Annotated in this window: 18 protein-coding genes and 3 tRNA genes; 14 read left to right on the top strand and 7 right to left on the bottom strand. The window is 51.8% G+C overall.

The annotated features are described in order from the left end of the window. Window positions 1-32 precede the first annotated feature (32 nt). From ACSHSR_RS11720 to pdxH, 3 genes are all read left to right on the top strand, one after another. The gene (locus ACSHSR_RS11720; RefSeq protein ID WP_028779303.1) at window positions 33-962 is read left to right on the top strand and encodes an adenosylmethionine decarboxylase; all 930 of its coding nucleotides are present in this window, start codon (window positions 33-35) and stop codon (window positions 960-962) included. Window positions 963-993: 31 nt separating this feature from the next. Beyond that, a complete protein-coding gene (gene speB / locus ACSHSR_RS11715; protein ID WP_146508143.1) occupies window positions 994-1,923 on the top strand; it encodes an agmatinase in 930 nt (309 codons plus the stop codon). Between the two features lie 120 nt (window positions 1,924-2,043). Next, window positions 2,044-2,682: a pyridoxamine 5'-phosphate oxidase gene (gene pdxH / locus ACSHSR_RS11710; protein WP_109248853.1), complete on the top strand. Its 639-nt coding sequence runs from the start codon at window positions 2,044-2,046 to the stop codon at window positions 2,680-2,682. Window positions 2,683-2,741: 59 nt separating this feature from the next. Here the strand turns inward: pdxH and ACSHSR_RS11705 are convergent, their stop codons facing one another. Further along, window positions 2,742-2,957, bottom strand: coding sequence for a cold-shock protein (locus ACSHSR_RS11705; RefSeq protein WP_025009621.1), 216 nt, complete (start codon window positions 2,955-2,957; stop codon window positions 2,742-2,744). A gap of 271 nt (window positions 2,958-3,228) precedes the next feature. On the opposite strand from ACSHSR_RS11705, the gene ACSHSR_RS11700 reads away from it, so the two are divergent. The 4 genes from ACSHSR_RS11700 to ACSHSR_RS11685 all read left to right on the top strand — a co-directional run bounded on the left by ACSHSR_RS11700 (window position 3,229) and on the right by ACSHSR_RS11685 (window position 5,646). Next, window positions 3,229-3,804, top strand: coding sequence for a YceI family protein (locus ACSHSR_RS11700; protein ID WP_096141693.1), 576 nt, complete (start codon window positions 3,229-3,231; stop codon window positions 3,802-3,804). Between the two features lie 135 nt (window positions 3,805-3,939). Continuing rightward, a complete protein-coding gene (locus ACSHSR_RS11695) occupies window positions 3,940-4,293 on the top strand; it encodes a DUF3802 family protein (RefSeq protein ID WP_025888976.1) in 354 nt (117 codons plus the stop codon). A gap of 22 nt (window positions 4,294-4,315) precedes the next feature. Continuing rightward, a complete protein-coding gene (locus ACSHSR_RS11690; protein ID WP_025009623.1) occupies window positions 4,316-4,681 on the top strand; it encodes a SpoIIAA family protein in 366 nt (121 codons plus the stop codon). Window positions 4,682-4,764: 83 nt separating this feature from the next. Further along, window positions 4,765-5,646, top strand: a complete 882-nt coding sequence (locus ACSHSR_RS11685; RefSeq protein WP_025888977.1) for a putative ATP-dependent zinc protease — start codon at window positions 4,765-4,767, stop codon at window positions 5,644-5,646. Between the two features lie 247 nt (window positions 5,647-5,893). Here the strand turns inward: ACSHSR_RS11685 and ACSHSR_RS11680 are convergent, their stop codons facing one another. From ACSHSR_RS11680 to radD, 3 genes are all read right to left on the bottom strand, one after another. Further along, window positions 5,894-8,515, bottom strand: a complete 2,622-nt coding sequence (locus tag ACSHSR_RS11680; protein ID WP_219013645.1) for a PDC sensor domain-containing protein — start codon at window positions 8,513-8,515, stop codon at window positions 5,894-5,896. A 225-nt stretch (window positions 8,516-8,740) separates the two neighbouring features. Then, the gene (locus ACSHSR_RS11675; protein WP_025009626.1) at window positions 8,741-8,998 is read right to left on the bottom strand and encodes a GrxA family glutaredoxin; all 258 of its coding nucleotides are present in this window, start codon (window positions 8,996-8,998) and stop codon (window positions 8,741-8,743) included. Window positions 8,999-9,048: 50 nt separating this feature from the next. After that, window positions 9,049-10,794: a DNA repair helicase RadD gene (radD, locus tag ACSHSR_RS11670; protein ID WP_219012364.1), complete on the bottom strand. Its 1,746-nt coding sequence runs from the start codon at window positions 10,792-10,794 to the stop codon at window positions 9,049-9,051. Between the two features lie 365 nt (window positions 10,795-11,159). Between radD and pheS the strand changes: the two genes are divergently transcribed. The 4 genes from pheS to lpxM all read left to right on the top strand — a co-directional run bounded on the left by pheS (window position 11,160) and on the right by lpxM (window position 15,943). Next, window positions 11,160-12,140 carry a phenylalanine--tRNA ligase subunit alpha gene (gene pheS / locus ACSHSR_RS11665; protein ID WP_044734381.1) on the top strand — a complete coding sequence of 327 codons (981 nt, stop codon included), beginning with the start codon at window positions 11,160-11,162 and terminating at the stop codon, window positions 12,138-12,140. A gap of 15 nt (window positions 12,141-12,155) precedes the next feature. Further along, window positions 12,156-14,543: a phenylalanine--tRNA ligase subunit beta gene (gene pheT, locus ACSHSR_RS11660; protein ID WP_479630780.1), complete on the top strand. Its 2,388-nt coding sequence runs from the start codon at window positions 12,156-12,158 to the stop codon at window positions 14,541-14,543. Window positions 14,544-14,546: 3 nt separating this feature from the next. Then, window positions 14,547-14,843 (top strand): integration host factor subunit alpha, encoded by a 297-nt coding sequence (ihfA, locus tag ACSHSR_RS11655; RefSeq protein ID WP_025009628.1) that lies wholly within the window; start codon window positions 14,547-14,549, stop codon window positions 14,841-14,843. A gap of 146 nt (window positions 14,844-14,989) precedes the next feature. Beyond that, complete coding sequence (lpxM, locus tag ACSHSR_RS11650) at window positions 14,990-15,943, top strand: lauroyl-Kdo(2)-lipid IV(A) myristoyltransferase (RefSeq protein ID WP_071238996.1); 954 nt, start codon at window positions 14,990-14,992, stop codon at window positions 15,941-15,943. A gap of 280 nt (window positions 15,944-16,223) precedes the next feature. Here the strand turns inward: lpxM and ACSHSR_RS11645 are convergent. The 3 genes from ACSHSR_RS11645 to ACSHSR_RS11635 all read right to left on the bottom strand — a co-directional run bounded on the left by ACSHSR_RS11645 (window position 16,224) and on the right by ACSHSR_RS11635 (window position 16,547). After that, window positions 16,224-16,300, bottom strand: a tRNA-Met gene (locus ACSHSR_RS11645). Between the two features lie 41 nt (window positions 16,301-16,341). Beyond that, a tRNA-OTHER gene (locus tag ACSHSR_RS11640) sits at window positions 16,342-16,429 on the bottom strand. Between the two features lie 41 nt (window positions 16,430-16,470). After that, window positions 16,471-16,547, bottom strand: a tRNA-Met gene (locus ACSHSR_RS11635). 246 nt (window positions 16,548-16,793) lie between these two features. Between ACSHSR_RS11635 and rlmKL the strand changes: the two genes are divergently transcribed. From rlmKL to ACSHSR_RS11620, 3 genes are read left to right on the top strand one after another with little or no spacing between them, the layout of a single operon-like run. Next, entirely contained in the window at window positions 16,794-18,923 is a 2,130-nt protein-coding gene (rlmKL, locus tag ACSHSR_RS11630; protein WP_479630779.1) for a bifunctional 23S rRNA (guanine(2069)-N(7))-methyltransferase RlmK/23S rRNA (guanine(2445)-N(2))-methyltransferase RlmL, read from the top strand. Further along, window positions 18,916-19,146 carry a glutaredoxin family protein gene (locus ACSHSR_RS11625; protein WP_208142743.1) on the top strand — a complete coding sequence of 77 codons (231 nt, stop codon included), beginning with the start codon at window positions 18,916-18,918 and terminating at the stop codon, window positions 19,144-19,146. The genes rlmKL and ACSHSR_RS11625 overlap by 8 nt, the downstream gene beginning before the upstream one ends. Window position 19,147: 1 nt before the next feature. Further along, window positions 19,148-21,061: an ABC transporter ATP-binding protein gene (locus ACSHSR_RS11620; protein WP_479630778.1), complete on the top strand. Its 1,914-nt coding sequence runs from the start codon at window positions 19,148-19,150 to the stop codon at window positions 21,059-21,061. The last annotated feature ends 25 nt before the right edge of the window (window positions 21,062-21,086 follow it).

Genomic DNA, 21,086 nt, shown 5'->3' with positions numbered 1-21,086 from the left:
CCTTCGGGGCCTGCAACAAGTAGAGATAAAAGATGTTTTTTGAAGGTTCAGAAAAAAAAATTGAAGTGATAGTGACGCCGGCTACGCCTTCGCTGCGCTCACTGGGAAAGCCCTTCTGGGAAGAGATGGTGGCCAAGGCCAATGCAGAAATCCTCTCTTCCGTCAGCAATGATTATTGCGATGCCTATCTGCTCAGCGAGTCGAGTCTGTTTGTTTGGGACGACAGGTTTTTAATGTTGACCTGTGGTACCACCACACTGGCGCGCTCGACCCTGCATTTTATCGACTCCCTCGGCGAAGAGGCGATAGCCTTTGCGACTTTTCAGCGCAAAAACGAATATCTGTCGCACCTGCAGGCCAGCTCTTTTGAGCAGGACTTACAGGCACTGAGAGAGAAACTGTCCGGCGTGGCGTACCGTATTGGTCATCTGGATTCCCATCACCATTATCTGTTTTGCAGCGACAAGGCCTTCAGCGCCGAGAGCAGTGATGCCACCAGTGAGCTGTTGATGTATCACATTCGCGGTGAGGCGGCCGACTATCTGCGCTCCGATAACCAAAGCTGCGCCGGGGTGCGCCAACTGCTGGCACTGGAAGAGATGCTGCCAGGATTCCAGTTTGATGACTTCCTGTTTGAGCCCTTTGGTTATTCCATCAACGGCATTCGCGGCAAAGAGTATATGACTATTCATATCACGCCCCAGGAAAGCAGCTCTTATGTCAGCTTCGAGACCAACTTGGATCTCGCCGCACAACCGATAGATATCTTCGCCCGTTTGCTGGCCATTCTCAATCCCGGCAGCTGGGATGTCATCGGCTTCAACGCCCAGTTGGACACCCGTGGTTACCCTGAACATTTATGTCTGGGAAGTTGCTCTTTGTCCCTGGAGCAGGGTTATAATGTTGGCTTCAGTCACTATCAGCAGATGTGCCACGAAGTGCTGATCCCTGAGTCCATGTAAATATCGGCATTAGCCAAGTTTTGGAGTATTTATGACCACTTTAGCAGATAAACCTGATTACTCGCTTTATTCAAATGCGTTTGGTTATTTGCGTCAGCCACTGGATTTCAAACCGCTAGAAAGCGATGCGGATGTGGTGGTAATAGGTTTGCCTTTCGATATGGCCGTTACCGGTCGCAGCGGTGGCCGTTTGGGGCCCGGAGCTATCCGCAATGCCTCGACCAATTTGGCCTGGGAAGAGAAGCGTTGGCCTTGGGATTTCAGCCTCAGCGAATATATCAAGATAGTGGACGCCGGCGATCTGGTGTTCAACTGTGGTGATGCCGCCGACTTTACCGAGCGCACCGAAAACTTTGCCAGTAAAGTTCTGGCCTCTGGCAAGACACTGCTGAGCTTTGGCGGCGATCACTTTGTGACCCTGCCGCTGCTGCGCGCGCACCACAAACAGTTTGGCAAGATGGCGCTGCTGCACTTCGATGCTCACACCGACACCTACAGTCAGGGCAGCAAGTTTGACCATGGCACCATGTTCTATCATGCTCCCAACGAAGGCTTGATTGATCCGGCTCATTCTGTGCAGGTGGGGATCCGCACCGAATACACCAAAGAAGGCCACGGTTTTCAGGTGATTGATGCCGCCATGGCCAATGAAATGACCGCCGATGAAATTGTGGCGCAGATCAAGGCGCGGGTTGGCGATATGCCTTTGTATGTGACTTTCGATATCGATTGCCTGGATCCTGCCTTCGCGCCGGGAACCGGTACTCCGGTATGCGGCGGCCTCACCAGCGACAAGGCGCTGAAGATTATCCGCGGTCTCAAGGGCCTCAACATAGTGGGTATGGATGTGGTTGAAGTGGCACCTGCTTACGATAGCGCCGACATTACCGCGCTGGCGGGCGCGACGCTGGGCCTGGAAATGCTGCATGTCTGGGCGCTGGGGCAGGGCAAAGTCAAGTAAGCCGCTTCACTTTAAGCCAACGCTTGTCGTTGGCTTTCCTTCTTGTATAGAGCCCCCAGCCTAGGCTGGGGGTTCCGTTTCGCTGGGGCTTTGCGCCCGGCTCAGGGACAAGGATAGACAATGACAGATTTGAGTGATGTTCGCCGCGAATACACCCAAGGCGGCCTCAGGCGCGCCGATCTGGCCGCCGAGCCCATGGCGCAGTTTGAGCGCTGGATGGCGCAGGCCAAGGATGCACCTTTGACGGACCCTACCGCCATGGTGGTGGCCACAGTGGACGAAACCGGCCAGCCGTTTCAGCGGATAGTCTTGCTGAAGCGTTTTGATCAGCAGGGTTTTGTATTCTTTACCAATCTGGAAAGCCGTAAGGCGCAGCAGATTGCCGTCAACGCCAAGGTCAGTTTGCTGTTCCCCTGGCATCCGCTGGAGCGCCAGGTGGCCGTGACAGGTATAGCCGAAGCCCTGTCTGCTACAGAGGTATTCAAGTACTTTGTCAGCCGTCCGAAAGACAGCCAGATAGCGGCCTGGGTCTCGAAACAGTCGAGCAAGCTTAGCGCCCGTCAGGCACTCGAGAGTAAGTTTGCCGAGATGAAGGCCAAGTTTGCCAAGGGCGAAGTCCCCTTACCCAAGTTTTGGGGCGGCTACCGCATAGTGCCTTCCAGTGTGGAATTCTGGCAGGGCGGTGAGCACAGGCTGCATGACAGATTCCTCTACAGCCGCACAGATGACGGATGGGAGATCAATCGCCTCGCACCTTGATGGCGCTATGGCATAACAAGAGGGACGGCATCTGCCGTCCCTTTACTTTTATCCGTCAGCTATTTTAACCGCACTACGTTTTCCGCTTGCAGTCCCTTTTGGCCTTCAGTCACACTGAAGCTGACCTTCTCACCCTCTTTCAGGGTGCGGCGGCCGCTGCCTTGAATGGCGCGGTAGTGGACGAACACATCGGCGGCGTTTTCCTGGGTTAGAAAACCAAAGCCCTTTTCATCGTTGAACCATTTAACGGTTCCTGTCACTTGTTGCTCTGACATAGTTTCCTCGTTACCTAATCTTGGCTGCTGGTCTGTATCAGCGTTTGTAGCATAAAAGGTTTTTGTTTCATTGGCTTGACAGCCTGATGACGCTGAGAGAAATGGCTGCAGGCGGCCGTGGTGGTCCGTGAGCAAAAGTTCACTCAATAGCGGCAAAGGTTTTCTTGAAGTGAACAATATGCTTTAGTAATGAGTAATCTACAAAAAGCGCTTGCTTTTACCCGGGTGAAATCCGGCGCAGTTCAATTCACACCCTACAAGGAACAAGAATATGCAGAAATGGATCCCCTTGCTGGCGCTCGGCGCCTTCAGTAACTTGGCCCTGGCGGCTGACTGGCAGTTGGACAATGCCGACTCCAAGGTTAGTTTTGTATCGGTCAAGAAAGGTGATATCGCCGAGGTACATGAGTTCAACCAGGTGAGTGGCACACTTGCCGAGAGTGGCGAATTCAAGTTGGAGATCCCGCTCAACGGCGTTAATACCGGCATTGAAATCCGCGACAAGCGGATGCAAACCATGTTGTTTGAGGTGGCTAACTTTCCTAGCCTGACGCTGACAGCGCAAGTGCCTGCGGATCTATTGGACAAGCTCAAACCCGGCGAGTTGCTGACCACTGAGATTGATGGCGTGTTGTCGCTGCATGGCAAGAATCAGAATAAGCGCTTTGGTGTGGTGGTGGCCAGACTCGGTGAGTCGAGCCTTTTGGTAACCTCACAAAAAGCCGTCATAGTGAACGCCGAAGAGTTTGGTTTGACCGATGGGGTTGAAAAATTACGTGAAATTGCCGGTCTATCCAGCATCAGTAAGGCTGTTCCTGTCTCTTTTGTTCTAAGATTAAACAAGTAACAAACGACGGCTTGATTTGAGGCAAGACTCAAGGCGGATTTTGTTTCATAATGTGACTCTCTGATCGCCGCATTGGCGGCGTTCGGAAGTTTGCCCCTTATGGGTTGGCCTGAGACGTTGCACGCGGGAAGAAAGATGGTTACAGACAAAGACGGCTATATGCACCTCATACAATTCCTGACCGAACACCTTGGATTGTTTGAGACTCCCGAAGGGGAATCTTTGGGCGACAGCAGCGTCATGGAACAGTTTGAAGAGCAGCTGTCGGCGCAGATTATTATGGTCTGTGGCCAGAATCCGCAACTGTCCTTCGCCCAGCGTAACACTGTTATCCGTGAGATAGATGCCATAGTGTACGATTTGGAAGAGATCCTGGCCAAGGTGGCCAATCATAAGGCTACGGCAAAGCAAACCTTGTTTATCAGCGAGTTTGCCGGTTTGATCAAGAATCTGTTTGATCAGGAAATCGCCAAGCTCCTGTCTCAATAACGCACACAGGTGGAGGCGCTCGATGCTGACACTGCTTTCCGGGTTTGATGACAATACAGTGGCAGTTCGCGCCAGCGGTGTGATCAGCGGTGATGATTACGATGCTGTTTTGCTGCCGGCGGTCGAGTCCAAACTCAGGGAACATGTGCTCATTAAACTCTGGTATGAATACGGCGCCGACTTCGAGGGCATCTCTTTGCAAGCGGTGTGGGATGATGCCTGCCTTGGACTGTTTCATCTGCAGGACTTTTCCCGTATAGCTGTGATCACCGATAGCCCTGCCATCGAGGGCATGGCTCAAACCTTGGCGCTGATGCTCCCTTGCCCGGTGGCCGTGTTTCCCAGAGCGGAAATGGCCAAGGGCCGAGCCTGGCTCTCGGGAACCTGAAGCGTTAACATCTGTCTTATCTGTAAGTTCCGGCATTTCAGCCGGATTTTCATCTTGTTAAGTGAAATGAATGGAATAGTCCTATGCTTAAAAAACTTGGTCTTTGTTTTATGTTGCTTTCGACATCAGTGTTTGCCCAGGAAAAAACAGTCATAGGTCAGACTGAAATTATGACGGTCGCCGAAGCCGGGCTCAGTTTTGAGGCCCGTATCGATACCGGGGCGGCCAACACCTCCATGCATGCGATGGATCTCAAGGTCATTGGCGGCAGTGCCAAGAAGATGCAGGATAACGTGGGCAAAATGCTCAGCTTTACCACAGAAAACGAACGTGGTGAGAAAAAGCAGCTCAAGGCCAAAATCGTCAAGACATCTACGGTCAGTAACTCTCAGGGACGAGAGACGCGTTACATGGTGGAGTTGAACGTCGCGTTTGGCGATCACAAACGTAAGGTCAAGGTTAATCTCAGAGACCGCAGCCACATGGATTATAAACTGCTTATCGGCCGCAACTGGCTGTCCGATGACTTTCTGGTCGATGTGGCTGAAAAGCGCATCATAGGGCCGGTCGCTCCCATCAGTGTGCGGGAATCAGGACTGATTTTCCAAACCCGTATCGATACCGGCGCGGTGGAAAATTCACTGCATGCTACGGATCTGAAAGTGGAAAACGGCGATGAGGATATGGAAAAGAATATCGGTAAGCAGCTGAGCTTCACCACAGAAAACGAAAAGGGCGAAAAGCAACGCCTGCATGCCATGATCACCAATACCTCGCTTATCCGTAATGCCCAAGGCAGTGAAATTCGTTATATGGTGGAACTCAACATTGGCGAGCCGGGAAGAGAGTATCCGGTCAAGGTTAACCTTAAAGACAGAAGCAAGATGACCCATAAACTGTTGATTGGCCGAAATTGGCTGCAGGGTCACTATCTGGTGGATGTCAGCCTGAAAGAAAGCGACTAAAAGCTAAGCGCTTCTAAACATACCCCCGGGAAAGCCGCCTATTATGGCGGCTTTTGTCATTCAGAGGTGAAACTCATTAATATTATAGTGATATTTTTCAATGGCATGGAATGGCAGCTCTTTGCTTAGAGTCAGGTTATTTTGAAATCCCGGCCCATGTGAAATCGTCTAGCTGAAAGAGTTTTGCAAAGGTTTGATAAATCCAAGTGCTTGAGTCTTCTCTCGCCTCAGAGGAAGCCGGGGTAAGTTACTCAATGGACTCAAGCGGCAGCAGCAGGCGGACGCAGCAGCCGTCTCCCTCTTGGGAGCTGATGGTCATTTCTCCAAGCAGTTTTAGCCTCACATAGCTCTGTAACCGTGACAGAGTACCGGTTCCGCTTTGTGACGCGGCCTGTTCAATACGGGCCAGCATCTCCTGACTTATTCCGCTGCCATTGTCTGTTACTGTAACCTCCAGATGGCGCTCGTCCAGCTTGTCCGCCTCAATAGTTATCATGGCATTGGCAGATTGATGAGTAAATGCATGATGCAGGATATTGCTCAGCAAAGGGTAGAAGAGCAATAAAAGCTGCCAGGGTTTTGCACCAGGCAACAGCTTGTCCGCAATCGCCAATTTCATTTCAACGTTTGCGGCGGCAAACTGTGGCGCCATCAGAGCCTGCAGGTGAGTCGCGAATTCATCGAAATGAAGCGTCTTGACCTCTGTCTGTGGATAATTGACCAGCGCCAACAGGTGACGCAATCTGGCGGAACCAAGCAGAATAAGTTCCTTGGACTGATTCAAAACTTCGGTGCTTTCGGCTTCAAACAAGCTCGCGCCGAGCTGATCGAAGTCGGTAGACAAGTCAGCAACCAGCTGGGCAAGTAGTCTTGGCAGCTGCAGCTCCTGCTCTTTCATCAAGGTGCTGCTGAGACTGAGCAACTGAGACTTGCTTTGTGCCTGCTGCAACTGACCTTCCAATTGAGCTATCTGTTGCTGCTGTTGTTGCAGGGTACGGCTGTTGCGTTTATTGATATCGGCCTGTAACTCCAGGGCTTGCCCCAACTGCTGTTCCTGGCGTTTGTGACTGGAAAGATCGAATGCAATTGCCCCTATGCCACACAGTTCGCCAAATTCGTCGCGGATGGGGAAGCGGGTTACCTGATACAGGACATCCCCCAGAGGGGTGGCAATGGGTTCTTCGGAGCAGAAGGGGCTTTGGTTACTGACAACCCTTTGATCGTTGGCTTGGTAAATTTGTGCCAGGCCGAGAGGGAAGACCTGATCGTCATCCGCACCGATAAACTGCGCCCGTTCGTGGGCGGTAATTTCGCAATACTTGTCGTTGACCAGCGTATATTGCCCGGTTAAATCTTTGATGTAGATGATGTTCTGTGAATGATTCATCAATGCATTGAGCTGCTCGGTACGTGTTTTGAGAATTTGTTGGGCGTTATGTTGCACCTCCAGTTGCTGCTCCAGCGCCAGGTTACTGGCATCCAGGCTGGCCATCGCCGTTTCCAACTGACGGGTGCGGGAGATAAAACTGCCGGCCAGCATCCCCAGTTCATCTTCTCTGTCTCTGGCGTCCAACTCCAGCCGGGCAGGATTGTTTTCCCTGAGCGCTGCCACCATGCGGCTGATAGGTTTGATAAACAATCTGTGCTGCACTAGAAATAACAGCAGCAGTGCCAGCAACTGGATCGCCACCAGGTAGATGCCGACTTTGCCTGCAATCAATGTCGCGTCCTCTTTGAGGGATGACAGCGGTGTGACTATCACTATTTTCCAATAGGTCTTGGGCATCAAAAATACCGAAACCAGCGCTGGCTCGTTGAGCAAGGGATCCCGGGTCAGTTCTTGGGTCAGCAGCAGCTTGGCATTGGCCGGCCATTCTCTGGCAGAGTTGTTGATTATGGTGGCAAGCAGTGCCGCCTCGATTTCATCACGCTCGCCCATCAGGCTTTTGAGCTGTTGACTGCTGAAGGCCTTATGTTGATTGGCCTCCTGAATAAGCACCTGATCGGCGCTGCGCAGTGCTTCACCAACAGATTGAAACTCGGGGAACAGGCGTTCAAGGCGTTGAAAATTATCCAGACTCAGCGGCTTTTCCAGCGTGCTGTCCTGCAACTCATCTTCCCAGGGAGAGGCGAGCAGATGGTTGCGGTAGTCGAGGGCAAACACATAACCGCTGAGATCTTTGAGTGCGCCTCTGAAGAAACGGTTAAGGCCGCCAAGGCTGATGTCCACTGTGGCGGCACCGATAAACTCATGATCCTGCCAGATAGGGACAGAGGCAGTGACCATGGCTTCGGCCGTGTAGGGATCGCGATAGGCGCTGGACCAGAAGGTTCGGTCGGCCGGGAAAAAGCGGGTGGGTTTATACCAGTCTTCGTTGTGGTAGCGTTGCTGTGGCTGCTCGTTATAGCTGTTGAGTTGCTGCAGTTTGCCGTAGCTGTCGCGATACCAAAAGAGGCTGTCGAGGATCCGCCCGGGTTCAAAGGCTCGGGGCTCAGGCCAGATCCCGCCTCCGGTGATCATCTCTTTCTGGGTTTCCAATTCCAGCACCGACTCGATACTGGCCTTGAGCGCTGTGCCATTGCTGCGGTAAAGGGCACCAAGATTCGCCATGGTACTGACCAGGCTTTCTATCTGAGAGGTCACTTCCTGCAGTCTTGCGGTAACGACTTGACCATAGCTTTGGTTCAATGCTCTTTGTTGACTGAGCAACTGGTTACGTTGAATGCTGAGCAATACCAGCACAGTGCTGATGACAATGAGGGCGCTGATGAGTAACTGACTGAGGGCAAACTTGACCGGCAAGCGTTTCAGCCAGCTTGGAAGCCAAGGTAATCGGTTGGATTGTTGCTTTGCCTGGTTCCCTTGCATATATCCTCAGTAATAAGCTTTTCAAGCTGTTACATAATACAACCTCTTGAGAAAAGCCGCCATTTTTCTAAGGGCACCTAATAATTAGTGGGGCACTCGTGCTGAATGAGAGCGCAGGGTTTGCAGTTGGGCTGAGCGCGAAGCCGGGCAGAGATATGCAATCCGGACTGGGGATATAAGAAAAGGCACCCTTTGGGTGCCTTAGCGTTGAGAAGGAGGCTTGCTTCAGAGCAGGTTGTTTTCTCTGACATAAGCTTCAAATTCAGTGCAGCCGCCGACGTGCTCTTTGTCGACGAAAATTTGCGGCACTGTTTCAACCGGCTTGCCTACGGTTTTTTCCAGATCGGCCTTGGTGATGCCTTCGGCGTGAATATCGACATACTTAAATTTGAAATCATCACGCTTTTCAGCCAGTTGCTCAGAAAGCTGCACTGCACGCACACAATATGGGCAACCTGGACGACCGAAAATAACTACAAACATATTGACTCCCATGGACTTGATTTGCAGCAGTTATACCACAGCTTAAAGACCTATGCTAAGTCGCTTGATCCCAGGAATGATTTTTCGGTTTGAAACCTGCCTTGATAATCAAAGAAAGTTTGCAATAAATCCCAGCGCCGCGCCTGTTTTTTCAGCAGCAGCATATCCGGCGCCCGAAACCGCGCAGCATCGTCGACCAGTTGTTGTGGTTGACTGTATTTCGGCAGTTTCAGCCCAGGTGTTTTGCTATGGGGATGAATAAAACAAGCAAACAGTGCCCGGCGTTGAGCACTGGTCTCCATTTTAAAATACTGGTTGAAGTCATTGCCGTCATAATCCAGATACTGAACTCTGAGGCGCCCCTCTTCGGCGTGCAGCAACATTTGCTGTACCTTGAACAGATGATGATGTTGTTTTGACAACACCTCTTTGAGGCGTTTGTCCGGGTCGACCAGAGTCGATTGGCATTGATGGCAAATCTTGGCTGCGATATCGTTTTCGGCGCCGCAATCCGGGCATGACTTGGCGCGATAGCGATAACTGCATTGACTATTGTCCTGCAACAGTCCCTGGCAGCGGCGGCCGAAGTGCTCGATGATGTCGCCATCCTCATCCGTCTTGCCCCAGAAGATATTGGCAAAACCACACTCGGGGCAGGGAACCTGTACCGGCACCGAGTTTGCCGCGGGCTTGGGAGTGCCGACCTCGGGATAGAACAGGTCAAAGCCGCTGGCGGCATAATCTATGACCAGACAGTCCTGTTTGCCTTCGGCCAGTCTCAGGCCGCGGCCAACCATCTGTTGAAACAGGCTCACAGATGCCGTGGGCCGCATGATGGCAATAAGGTCTACATGGGGCGCATCAAACCCTGTTGTGAGTACGGCCACATTGACCAGAAACTTAAGTTCCTGGGCTTTAAAGGCGCGGATGACGGTATCCCTCTGTTGGATCTCTGTGGTCGCTGTGATGAGCGCTGCCTGTTCGTCAGCCAGTAGCGTTAGCACTTCTTCGGCGTGACGCACAGTGGCGGCAAAAATAATCACTCCCTTGCGGGTGTTGGCCAGTTGCCTTAGCTGGTTAACAATGGCCTTGGTCGCACGGCCACTGTGACTGAGCAGGGCATCGACCTTAGCCTCATCATATTCCCCATTGCTGTTTTGGCTGCTGCTGAAGTCATACTGAGCGCTCAGGCCATCGTAAAGCCTGGGCGGCGTCAGATAGCCTTGTTTAATTAGGGGCCTTAAGGGCAACTCAAAGATGCAGTCATCGAAAATCCCTCGGTCGGGATTACCAACCCGGCCGTGATAGTGGCGGCGATAAATAAAACCCAGTCCAAGGCGATAAGGGGTGGCCGTCAAACCCAGCAGCTTAAGTTTGGGGTTGTGGGATTTGAGGTGTTCAAGCAGTTGCTGATACTGGCTGTCCTGCTCAAGGCTCACTCTGTGGCACTCGTCTATGACCACCAGGGAGTAGTGGCTGTCAAAGGCTTCCAGGTTGCGCCCGGCGGATTGCACGCTGGCGACAACGGTTTTGCCTTGGGTGAGCTTTTGCCTCAGGCCGGCCGAGTAGATACTGGCTTCATCAGTCAACAGGGCAACTTTTTCGGCGTTTTGGGCGACCAGCTCTTTAACATGGGTCAGTACCAGTACCTTGCCTTTGGCGATACGGGCCAGTTCAGCAATCACCAAACTCTTGCCGGCACCCGTGGGCAGCACTATCACTGCCGAGCCTGATTGAGTGCGGAAATAGCGCACAGCGGCATCCACAGCTTGTTGCTGATAATCACGTAGGCGAATGCCGGCCTTGGCGGTATCTTCTGCCTGAGTTTTTGTCGTCGCTTTCTGAGCTACTGGCTTTTTACTATCTGTTGACACTGACTTGCAAAGAGGAATTGACCGTGGGGTGAGCTTATCACAGACGTGCTAGGGTACTGTGCTTTTCCTGCATTGTTGCCCACTTTCTATCCTCGGACACCACAACTCGTCTTGCTCAGGGCATCAATGGTTAAAAAAAGCACTTTTTGTAGGCAATTCATTTGCTAAAATGCCTCACACCACTGGTCAAAGACCTGTAGCTAACGTAAAATTTCACTCTTTTACTGTTTTAATTCAAACAGACACCAAAATCGCCGCCTACGGGCCGGCATGCACTGGAAGAGAAGATGCAGCAGTTAACTGAGATCGTAGAACAGGCCTTAGCCGCCATCGAAGGGGCCAGTGATCTGAAAATCCTCGATGACATCCGCGTCGATTATCTTGGCAAGAAGGGCAAGATCACCGACATGATGAAATTGATGGCGACCCTGAGTCCACAAGAAAAGCCCGCCTTCGGCCAGAAGGTCAATGAAGCCAAGCAAAAGGTACAGCAGTTCCTCAGTCAGCGAATTGAAGGGCTGAAAGCAGCCGAGTTGGAGCAGAAGCTCCAGGCTGAGAAAATCGATGTCACCCTGCCGGGGCGTCGCTTGGACAATGGTGGTTTGCATCCGGTAACCCGAACCATTGAACGGATTGAGAGCTTCTTTGGTGAGTTGGGCTTCAGTGTCAAACAGGGGCCGGAAGTTGAAGACGACTATCATAACTTCGATGCCTTGAATATTCCCGAGCATCATCCTGCTCGGGCCGATCACGATACTTTCTACTTCAATCCCAAAGTAGTGCTGCGTACCCAGACTTCAGGGGTGCAAATTCGCACCATGGAAGTGGAAAAGCCACCTTTGCGGATTATCTCTCCCGGTCGTGTCTATCGTAATGACTACGATATGACTCACACGCCTATGTTCCATCAGGTGGAAGGCCTGCTGGTCGATGAGAATGTTAACTTTGCCGAACTGAAAGGCATTTTGCACGACTTCCTGCGTAACTTCTTTGAAGAGGATCTGGAGATACGTTTCCGTCCTTCTTACTTCCCCTTTACCGAGCCTTCTGCCGAAGTGGATGTGAAAGGCAAGAACGGCTGGCTGGAAGTACTCGGCTGCGGCATGGTTCACCCTAATGTGCTGCGCGGTGTGGGAATCGATCCTGATAAATACTCCGGTTTTGCTTTTGGTATGGGCGTCGAGCGTCTGGCCATGTTGCGTTATGGTGTCAACGACCTGCGCGCCTTCTTCGAAAACGATTTACGTTTTCTCAAGCAATTCAAATAACGGAGCTTTAGTATTATGAAATTCAGTGAATCCTGGCTTCGTGAGTGGGTTAACCCTGCGATTAGCCGTGACGAATTAACTCACCAAATCACCATGGCCGGCCTGGAAGTGGACGACGTCATTGCCGTTGCCGGTGACTTTTCCGGCGTGGTAGTGGGTGAAGTGGTTGAATGTGGTCAACACCCCGATGCCGACAAGCTAAGGGTCACCAAGGTCAATGTCGGCAGCGAAGAGCTGTTGGATATCGTCTGCGGTGCACCTAACTGCCGTCAGGGACTCAAGGTTGCCGTGGCCGTTGTCGGTGCAGTGCTGCCCGGTGACTTCAAAATCAAGAAAGCCAAACTGCGTGGACAGCCTTCACACGGCATGCTGTGCTCTTATGGCGAGCTGGGCATAGAGATTGAAAGCGACGGCATTATTGAGCTGCCGCTGGATGCTCCTATCGGTACCGATATTCGTGAGTATCTACAGCTTAATGATGTGATTATCGATGTGGATCTGACCGCCAACCGTGCAGATTGCCTGGGTATGGTGGGGCTGGCCCGCGAAGTGGGCGTGCTCAACCGTCTTAACGTGACCGAGCCAAGCTGGGAAGCTGCCAACGTCAGTAGTGAGCGTAGAGTTGAAATTGACGTGGTCAACCCGGAAGCCTGCCCGAGATATCTGGGCCGGGTGGTCAGCAATGTCAATGTCAAGGCGCAAACGCCTGACTGGATGGTGGAAAAACTGCGCCGCAGCGGTATTCGCTCAATAGATCCTATCGTGGACATCACCAACTATGTATTGGTTGAATTCGGTCAACCTATGCATGCTTTTGATCTGGACAAGATTGACGGCGGCATCAAGGTGCGTCTGGGTAATGGTGAAGAGAAGCTGACTCTGCTCGATGGCAACGAAATTATTGTGCCAGCCGATACCCTGGTGATTGCCGATAACAGCCAGGCATTGGCCCTGGCTGGTGTATTCGGTGGTGAGGCTTCCGGCGTCAGTGAGCATACCCGCGATATTATGCTGGAGTGTGCGTTCTTCGCGCCTTTGGCCATCATGGGTAAGGCCCGTCGCCTTGGACTGCACACCGACTCTTCGCATCGTTTTGAGCGCGGCGTTGACCCAGAGCTGCAGCATAAGGCTATGGACAGAGCTACCCGCCTGGTGCTGGATATCTGTGGCGGCGAAGCCGGCCCTGTGGTTGAGGCCAAGAGCGAAGCGCATCTGCCAAAGGCTGCCGACATTAAACTGCGCCGCAGCAAGCTGGACAAACTGCTTGGTCATCAGATTAGTGATGCCGATGTGGAAGAGATCCTGACCCGTTTGGGCTTCCAGGTTGAAAAGCAGGGCAGCGACTGGCAGGTGAAAACCGCCACTTACCGCTTCGACATGGCAATTGAAGAAGATCTTATCGAAGAAGTTGCCCGAATTTACGGCTATAACAACATCCCGAACACAGCCCCGCTGGCGCACCTCTCTATGACAGATCATAAAGAGTCGGATCTGAAGCTTAGCCGGGTGAGGGCTATGTTGGTGGCCCGAGGTTTCCAGGAAGCTGTCACCTATAGTTTTGTCGATCCCAAGCTGCAAAAACTGGTGCATCCTGATAGCGAAGCCATGGTGCTGCCTAACCCGATTTCCAGTGAAATGTCGGCTATGCGCCTGTCTATGTTCACCGGATTGCTGAATGCGGTGGGTTACAACCAGGCCCGTCAACAGACTCGTGTACGCCTGTTTGAGACTGGTTTACGCTTTATTCCTGATGCACAAGCAGAATCCGGCGTAAGACAACAAGCCATGCTGGGTGCGGTGATCGCCGGTCCCCAGAGTGACGAGCACTGGAGCATGGAGTCGAAAACCGTTGATTTCTTCGATCTTAAAGGTGATTTAGAGGCCATTATTGGCTTGACAGTTTCCGAAGCTGAATTTAGTTTTAAAGGAGCGCAGCATCCGGCTATGCATCCGGGGCAATGTGCTGAAATATTGAGAAATGATCGGGTCATAGGGTATATAGGTGCAGTCCATCCCAGCCTCGAGAAGCCTTTTGGGCTGAATGGCAAAACCATAGTTTTTGAACTGGAATTGGACGCCTTGCTGCAGGCTAAATTACCGCAAGCCCAGGCTGTGTCTAAGTTTCCAGCCAATCGCCGCGATATCGCCATAGTGGTTGATGAAGAAGTCGCCGCAGGTGACGTGATGACGCTGATAAGAAAAGTTGGCGAAAATCAGTTGGTTGGCTTAAACTTGTTCGATGTATACCGAGGTAAAGGTGTAGAGCAGGGCAAAAAGAGTCTGGCGATCGCACTTACGTTACAAGATAACACTCGTACACTTGAGGAAAAAGAGATAGCTGAGATGGTTGATACAGTGGTTTCTGCACTCAAGTCCGAGTTCAACGCATCGTTGAGGGATTAAAGTATGGCACTTACCAAGGCCGAAATGGCAGAGCATCTTTTTGAAACGCTTGGCATTAACAAGCGGGTAGCCAAAGAGATGGTTGAAGCGTTTTTCGAAGAGATCCGAACTGCGCTTGAAAATGGTGAGCAGGTCAAGTTATCTGGCTTTGGCAACTTTGATCTTAGGGATAAGAATCAAAGACCGGGAAGGAATCCCAAAACAGGTCAGGACATTCCAATTTCTGCCCGTCGGGTGGTGACATTCCGTCCGGGACAGAAGCTGAAGAGTCGCGTAGAAGCCGCTAACAAAGGCAAATAACTGCTCGGTCAGTAATTCAGAACAGGGAAGCCGCTCCTGTGAGTGGCTTCCCTGTTTGTGTCTGTAGAAAACACTTCTACTATGCTGTATCGCATTTTTAATGCCTGGTTTGGCATTGCATTGGAATTACACCCAGGGGTTAAACCTTGTCAAATACACCTTCCAAGCCTAAGAAAGGCAAATACTTCGATAGGCGCTTCCGTTGCTCATTGTTGCATCCCAGATTTTGGGGCAGTTGGTTGGCGATAGGCGTACTGGTTCTCTTTGGTCTCTTGCCCGCCATTATTCGCGATCCTATCGCTCGCGGCTTGTCACGTTTGGTCAGGCGTATAGCCCATAAGCCCATTAAGGTGGCCAGAGCCAATCTCAAAGCCTGTTTCCCCGATAAGAGTGAATCGGAAATCGAGCAGTTGCTGGAGCGCAACACCGAAGCTTTTGTGATGACCTTGCTGGCCCAATCTGAGCTTATCTTGATGCCGAGCTCCTATATACGCAAAAGAGTCAAGGTTGAGGGAGAAGAGCATATTGCCGCTGCCCGTGAAGCAGGGCAGCCGATTATCTTTATCATGCCCCATGTGTGGGGCATAGAGTATGCCGGTTTGAGGCTGAATTTGGACTTGCCCATGGTCTCCATGGCCAAGGCGCATCGAAATGAATTGTTCAACTGGTTCAATAACCGGATGCGCAGCTCTCAAGGCGGCAATATCTATATGCGTGAAGCCGGGATCCGGGCCTTGTTGGCTGAGCTGAAACAGGGTAACAGTTTCTTCTATTTGCCGGATGAAGACTTGGGACCGGAACAGAGCGTATTTGCGCCATTTTTAGGAACAGTCAAGGCTACTTTACCTGTGGTTGGCCGTTTGGCACAGGCTGGTAACGCTCAGGTAATGCCGGTGAAGATTGGCTACGACGAGCAAGCCAGGTACTTTCGTTTGACTGTTATGCCGGCAATTGATCCCGAGTCGATGCAGGGCAAGGAAAATGAAGCCAAGGCGCTGAATAAGGCGGTGGAGCAGGTGATCAACGCCTATCCTGAGCAGTACATGTGGTTTCTTAAGGTACTACGCACTCGTCCGGAAGGTATGCCGCCGATTTATTGAAATAGAACACAGATAAAGCCACTCACAGAGTGGCTTTTCTTTTATGTACTATCGGCAAAGTGCTGCCTGTTGCTTGCAGGCTTGGGGAAGAATCATGTGCCCAAGGAATTGGTGGTTATGGCAAAGGCTGTAATCTGGTTGATGTGTTGAGCTTGAAGCAAGAGGAGGGGAAGTATTTACAATTTCCTGCGACACGAGAACAAGCCGATCGCGATAAGCTCTTGCTATGCTCATCATTCAAATTTAGTTAATAAGAGGAGTTGGTTCTTTAGAAAGGAATTGGTTGCGGGAGCCGGATTTGAACCGACGACCTTCGGGTTATGAGCCCGACGAGCTACCATGCTGCTCCATCCCGCGTCCGAATTGTGCTAATCAGTTTGAATTCATAATTAAGGAATTGGTTGCGGCGCTGGATTTGAACCGAAGACCTTCGAGGCTCTTATAAAGAACTGAGCCCGACGAGCTACCATGCTGCTCCATCCCGCGTCCGAATTGTACTAATCAGTTTGAATTCATAATTAAGGAATTGGTTGCGGGAGCCGGATTTGAACCGACGACCTTCGGGTTATGAGCCCGACGAGCTACCATGCTGCTCCATCCCGCGTCCGTTAAAGCGGGGTGGACTATAACGACCAAGGGGCGGCAATGCAAGGACAAATCATCAAAATGCCATTGAGTGTTCAAATTTAATTCATCCGTGCGCGGAGATTAAACGTATCGGTCACAACTCCAACAATTCGGCAGGATTGACCAAGAAAAGCGGTCCTGAAAACGGAAGTTTTTATCTTTTACCTTAATCAAAGGGTATAATGCGCCATTCATTTTTTTTGCTTTGCTATCTGGTTTGTTCATGTTGAATTTTTTTGCGGCGGCCCCCAAGGGGTTTGAATATGCTTTGGCGCAGGAACTGCGCGAGTTTGGTGCGCTTGAGGTCAAGGAAAGCTTGGCCGGGGTTTATTTCTCCTGTCCTCTGGAGCTGGCATACCGCATTACCCTTTGGACCAGACTGGCAAGCCGTATTTTGCTTATATTGCATCGCGGTCCCTGTGATTCCGCCGAACAGCTTTATAATGCGGCCTTCTGTATCGATTGGCCGAGCCACTTTGATAACCGTTGTACCTTTAGTATCGACTTTCACGGCATGGGCGGTTTTATCAAGAACACCCAGTTTGGCGCCCTCAAGATTAAAGATGCTGTAGTGGATCGCTTCCGCGAAGACGATCTCAACCGCCCCAATGTGCAACGTGTCGATGCTGACTTCAAAATCGATGCCCACTACCGTAACGGTCAGGTAACCATAGCGCTGAACTTCTCCGGTCCGGCGCTGCATCAACGTGGCTATCGCAGTGCTACCGGTGAGGCGCCATTAAAAGAGAACCTTGCCGCCAACATGTTGGCCAGGGCCCAATGGGATAAACAAACGCCTTTGCTGGACCCATTTTGTGGCAGTGGCACAGTGTTGATTGAGGCGGCCATGATCGCGGCCGATATGGCCCCGGGGCTGCAACGCAGTCGCTTTGGCTTTGAGCACTGGTATCGCCATGACGCCAAGCTTTGGCAAAGCATAGTCGAGGAAGCCAAGGCGCGGGCCAGCATAGGCAAGAACCGTTGTGATGTGAAGTTCTTCGGCTCGGACATGGACTCGCGCATGGTGGCGCTGGCCAAACGTAATGCCAAGAGCGCCGGTGTCAGTGACCTGATTGAGTTCAGTGTGGCCAATGCTCTCAATATCACGCCACCGCTGGACAAAGGCTTATTGATCTCCAACCCGCCCTATGGTGAGCGTTTGGGTAATGTCTCCTCTTTGTTGCAGCTTTACTATCAGTTTGGCGACAAGCTCAAGCGTGAGTTCGGTGGCTGGCAAGTGGCCTTGCTTTGCAGTGATATCGAATTGATCTCATCGCTTAAGCTCAAGGCCGATAAGCAGATGAAGATGTTCAACGGGGCACTGGAGTGCGCCTTTAATCTCTATACCCTGCATGCCAACTCTACCCGCAGGGCGGCTGTAGCGGCCGAGCAGTCAGGGGCTGAGGTCAGTGACATCGCCAGTGCATTTGCCAACCGGGTGAAAAAGAATCTGAAACAGCTGGATAAGTGGGCCCGTAAAGAGGGAATCGACAGTTATCGCCTCTATGATGCAGATATCCCCGAGTACAATGTCGCCATCGACAAGTATCTGGATTATGTGGTGATCCAAGAGTATGCAGCGCCCGCCAGCATACCTGAAGCCGTCAGCAAGCGACGTTTGACCGATGTGCTTCTGTCTTTGCCCGGTGCCATAGGTGTTGAGCCGGACAAGATCATCCTCAAGACCCGCGAGCGGCAGAAGGGTACAAATCAGTATCAGCGGCTCGACAAAGAAAAGCTGGAGCTGGTTACCCAGGAGTACGGTGCCCGTTTCAAACTCAACCTGACCGATTATCTGGATACCGGGTTGTTTCTCGATCACAGGCTTATTCGCAAACTGGTGGGCAGTAAAGCTAATGGCCGTGACGTACTCAACCTGTTCGCCTATACGGGAACTGCGTCGGTTCACGCCGGGCTTGGCGGTGCCAAGTCGGTCACGACTGTGGATATGTCCAACACTTACCTTAACTGGGCCAAGGATAACTTTGTGCTCAATGGTTTGATTGGCAAACAGTATCGTTTCGAGCAGGACGACTGCCTGCAATGGATCCGCGATTGTGACCGTAAGTTCGATCTTATCTTTATCGATCCGCCAACCTTCTCCAACTCCAAGCGGATGGAAGACTCATTCGATGTGCAGCGCGATCACGTCAAGTTGTTGTCTGATCTATTCAAGCTGCTCAATCCGGGCGGAGAGATAATCTTTTCCAACAATAAACGTAAGTTCAAAATGGATAGCGAGGCCATGGCGGCTCAGGACATGTCAGTCACCAATATGGATGCCCAGATGCTGCCAATGGATTACAAGCGCAATCCGCATATTCATAATACCTGGTTGATCACCCATGCCTGAGGCGCCATTGACCCTATACCACACAGATGGTTGCCATCTGTGTGAGTTGGCCATGACCTTGCTCGATGGCCTGAATATTCGTTATCGCACCCAGGATATTTGCGAGCAAGAAACGCTTGCCGAGCGCTATGGCGTGCTTATTCCTGTGCTGGCCAACTGCCAGGGTGAGGAGCTCTGTTGGCCCTTCGATGAACAGCAAGTAAAACGCTTTACAGGAGCATAATGTGAGTCTGGTTCGTATCAATAATGGCTCGCTTGCCTATGGTTATACCCCTCTGCTACAGCAGGCAGATTTCAGTATTGAAGCCGGCGAGCGGGTCTGTATTGTCGGCCGTAATGGCGCCGGCAAGTCCAGCCTATTGAAGGTATTGGCAGGAGAAGTCCTGCTTGATGATGGTGAGTTCAATATCGCCACCGATGTTAAAGTCAGTCGCCTGCAACAGGACCCACCCAAAGCGGAACAGGGCACTGTCTATTCCTATATTGCCGCCGGTCTGGCCGATGTGGGCCAACTGCTCGAAGAATACCATCAACTGTCGCAGTCTATGGCCAAGGCCCAGGGCGAAGCGCTCGACAAAATGCTGAAAAACCTTGAGCGGTTGCAATCCAAGTTGGATCACTTCGATGGTTGGCAGCTCGACAACCGTATTCAGCAAAACTGTCGGCTGCTGGGGTTGTACCCGGATAAACCTCTGTCTGAACTCTCCGGCGGCTGGCAACGTAAAGTCGCCCTGGCCAGAGCCTTGGTGAGCGAGCCGGATTTGTTACTGCTTGATGAGCCTACCAACCACCTGGATATCGACACCATAGAATGGCTGGAACAGTTTCTGTTGGGATATAAGGGCGCCATCGCCTTTATCAGTCACGACCGTGGCTTTATTCAGAAGATAGCCACCCGCATAGTGGATCTGGACCGCGGAGTGGTTACCTCCTGGCCCGGTGATTACCAGAGTTATCTCGATGGTAAGCAGGAGTGGCTCAGGGTTGAGGCCGAGCAAAATGCGCACTTCGACAAGAAACTCGCCGAGGAAGAGGTGTGGATCCGTCAAGGGATCAAGGCTCGCCGTACCCGTAATGAAGGCCGGGTGAGGGCTCTCAAGGCCTTGAGAATGGAGCGCCGGGCTCGCCTGGAGCGCCAGGGCAATGCCAGAATGCAGGTGTCTGAAGCCGATCGCAGCGGCAAGTTGGTATTTGAGGTGCAGGATCTCAATTACAACTTGGCAGATAAGGACCTGGTGCGGGACTTTTCCACCAATGTGATGCGCGGCGATCGCATCGCACTGATTGGCCCCAACGGTTGCGGTAAATCCACGCTTATCAAGTTGTTGATAGGTCAGTTGGCGCCGCAGAGTGGTGAAATCAAGACGGGCACCAAGCTGGAAGTTGCCTACTTTGACCAATACCGCGAAGCCTTGGATCCGGAAAAGACAGTTGAAGAAAACGTCGGCGAGGGTAAGAGCACAGTTACTGTTAACGGCAAAGACAGGCATATCCTCAGTTATCTGCAGGACTTCTTGTTTTCACCCATGCGGGCCCGGACTCCGGTCAAGGCGCTCAGTGGCGGTGAGAAAAACCGTTTGCTACTGGCCAGACTGCTGCTCAGGCCGGCCAACCTTATCATTCTCGATGAACCGACAAATGATCTTGATATAGAGACACTGGAATTGCTAGAGTCTCTGCTCACTGAATATGAAGGCACTCTGCTGCTTGTCAGTCATGACCGGGCCTTTATTGATAATACAGTCACCAGTTCCTGGTGGTTCAGTGGCAACGGCCGTTGGAGTGAATATGTCGGCGGCTATCAGGATGCGGTTGCCCAAGGGGCACGTTTCTATCGCGACGCTGAGGAACCTGAGGCGGCTAAGCCTGTCAAACAGGAGGTTGCGCCGCAAAAAGCCGCAGAACCCAAGACAGCCAAAAAGCTTTCCTATAAGCTTCAACGTGAGTTGGATGCTTTACCTGCCTTGATGGAAACTCTGGAGCAGGAGTTGGAACAGCTGCAGGAGCGCGTCAATCAGCCGGACTTTTATTCGCAGGATCAAGCTATTGTGAGCAGCGAATTGCAACAGTTGGCAGAGAAAGAACAGCAACTGGAGGCTTACTTCGAGCGTTGGGAAGAACTCGAGTCAATGAAGTAAGCTCAAAAATTTAAATGGGAATCAA

Source organism: Shewanella sp. VK101, from assembly GCF_056497865.1.
The sequence above is the reverse complement of the archived record's forward strand: the minus strand, read 5'-3'. Positions and strand labels throughout refer to the sequence as shown.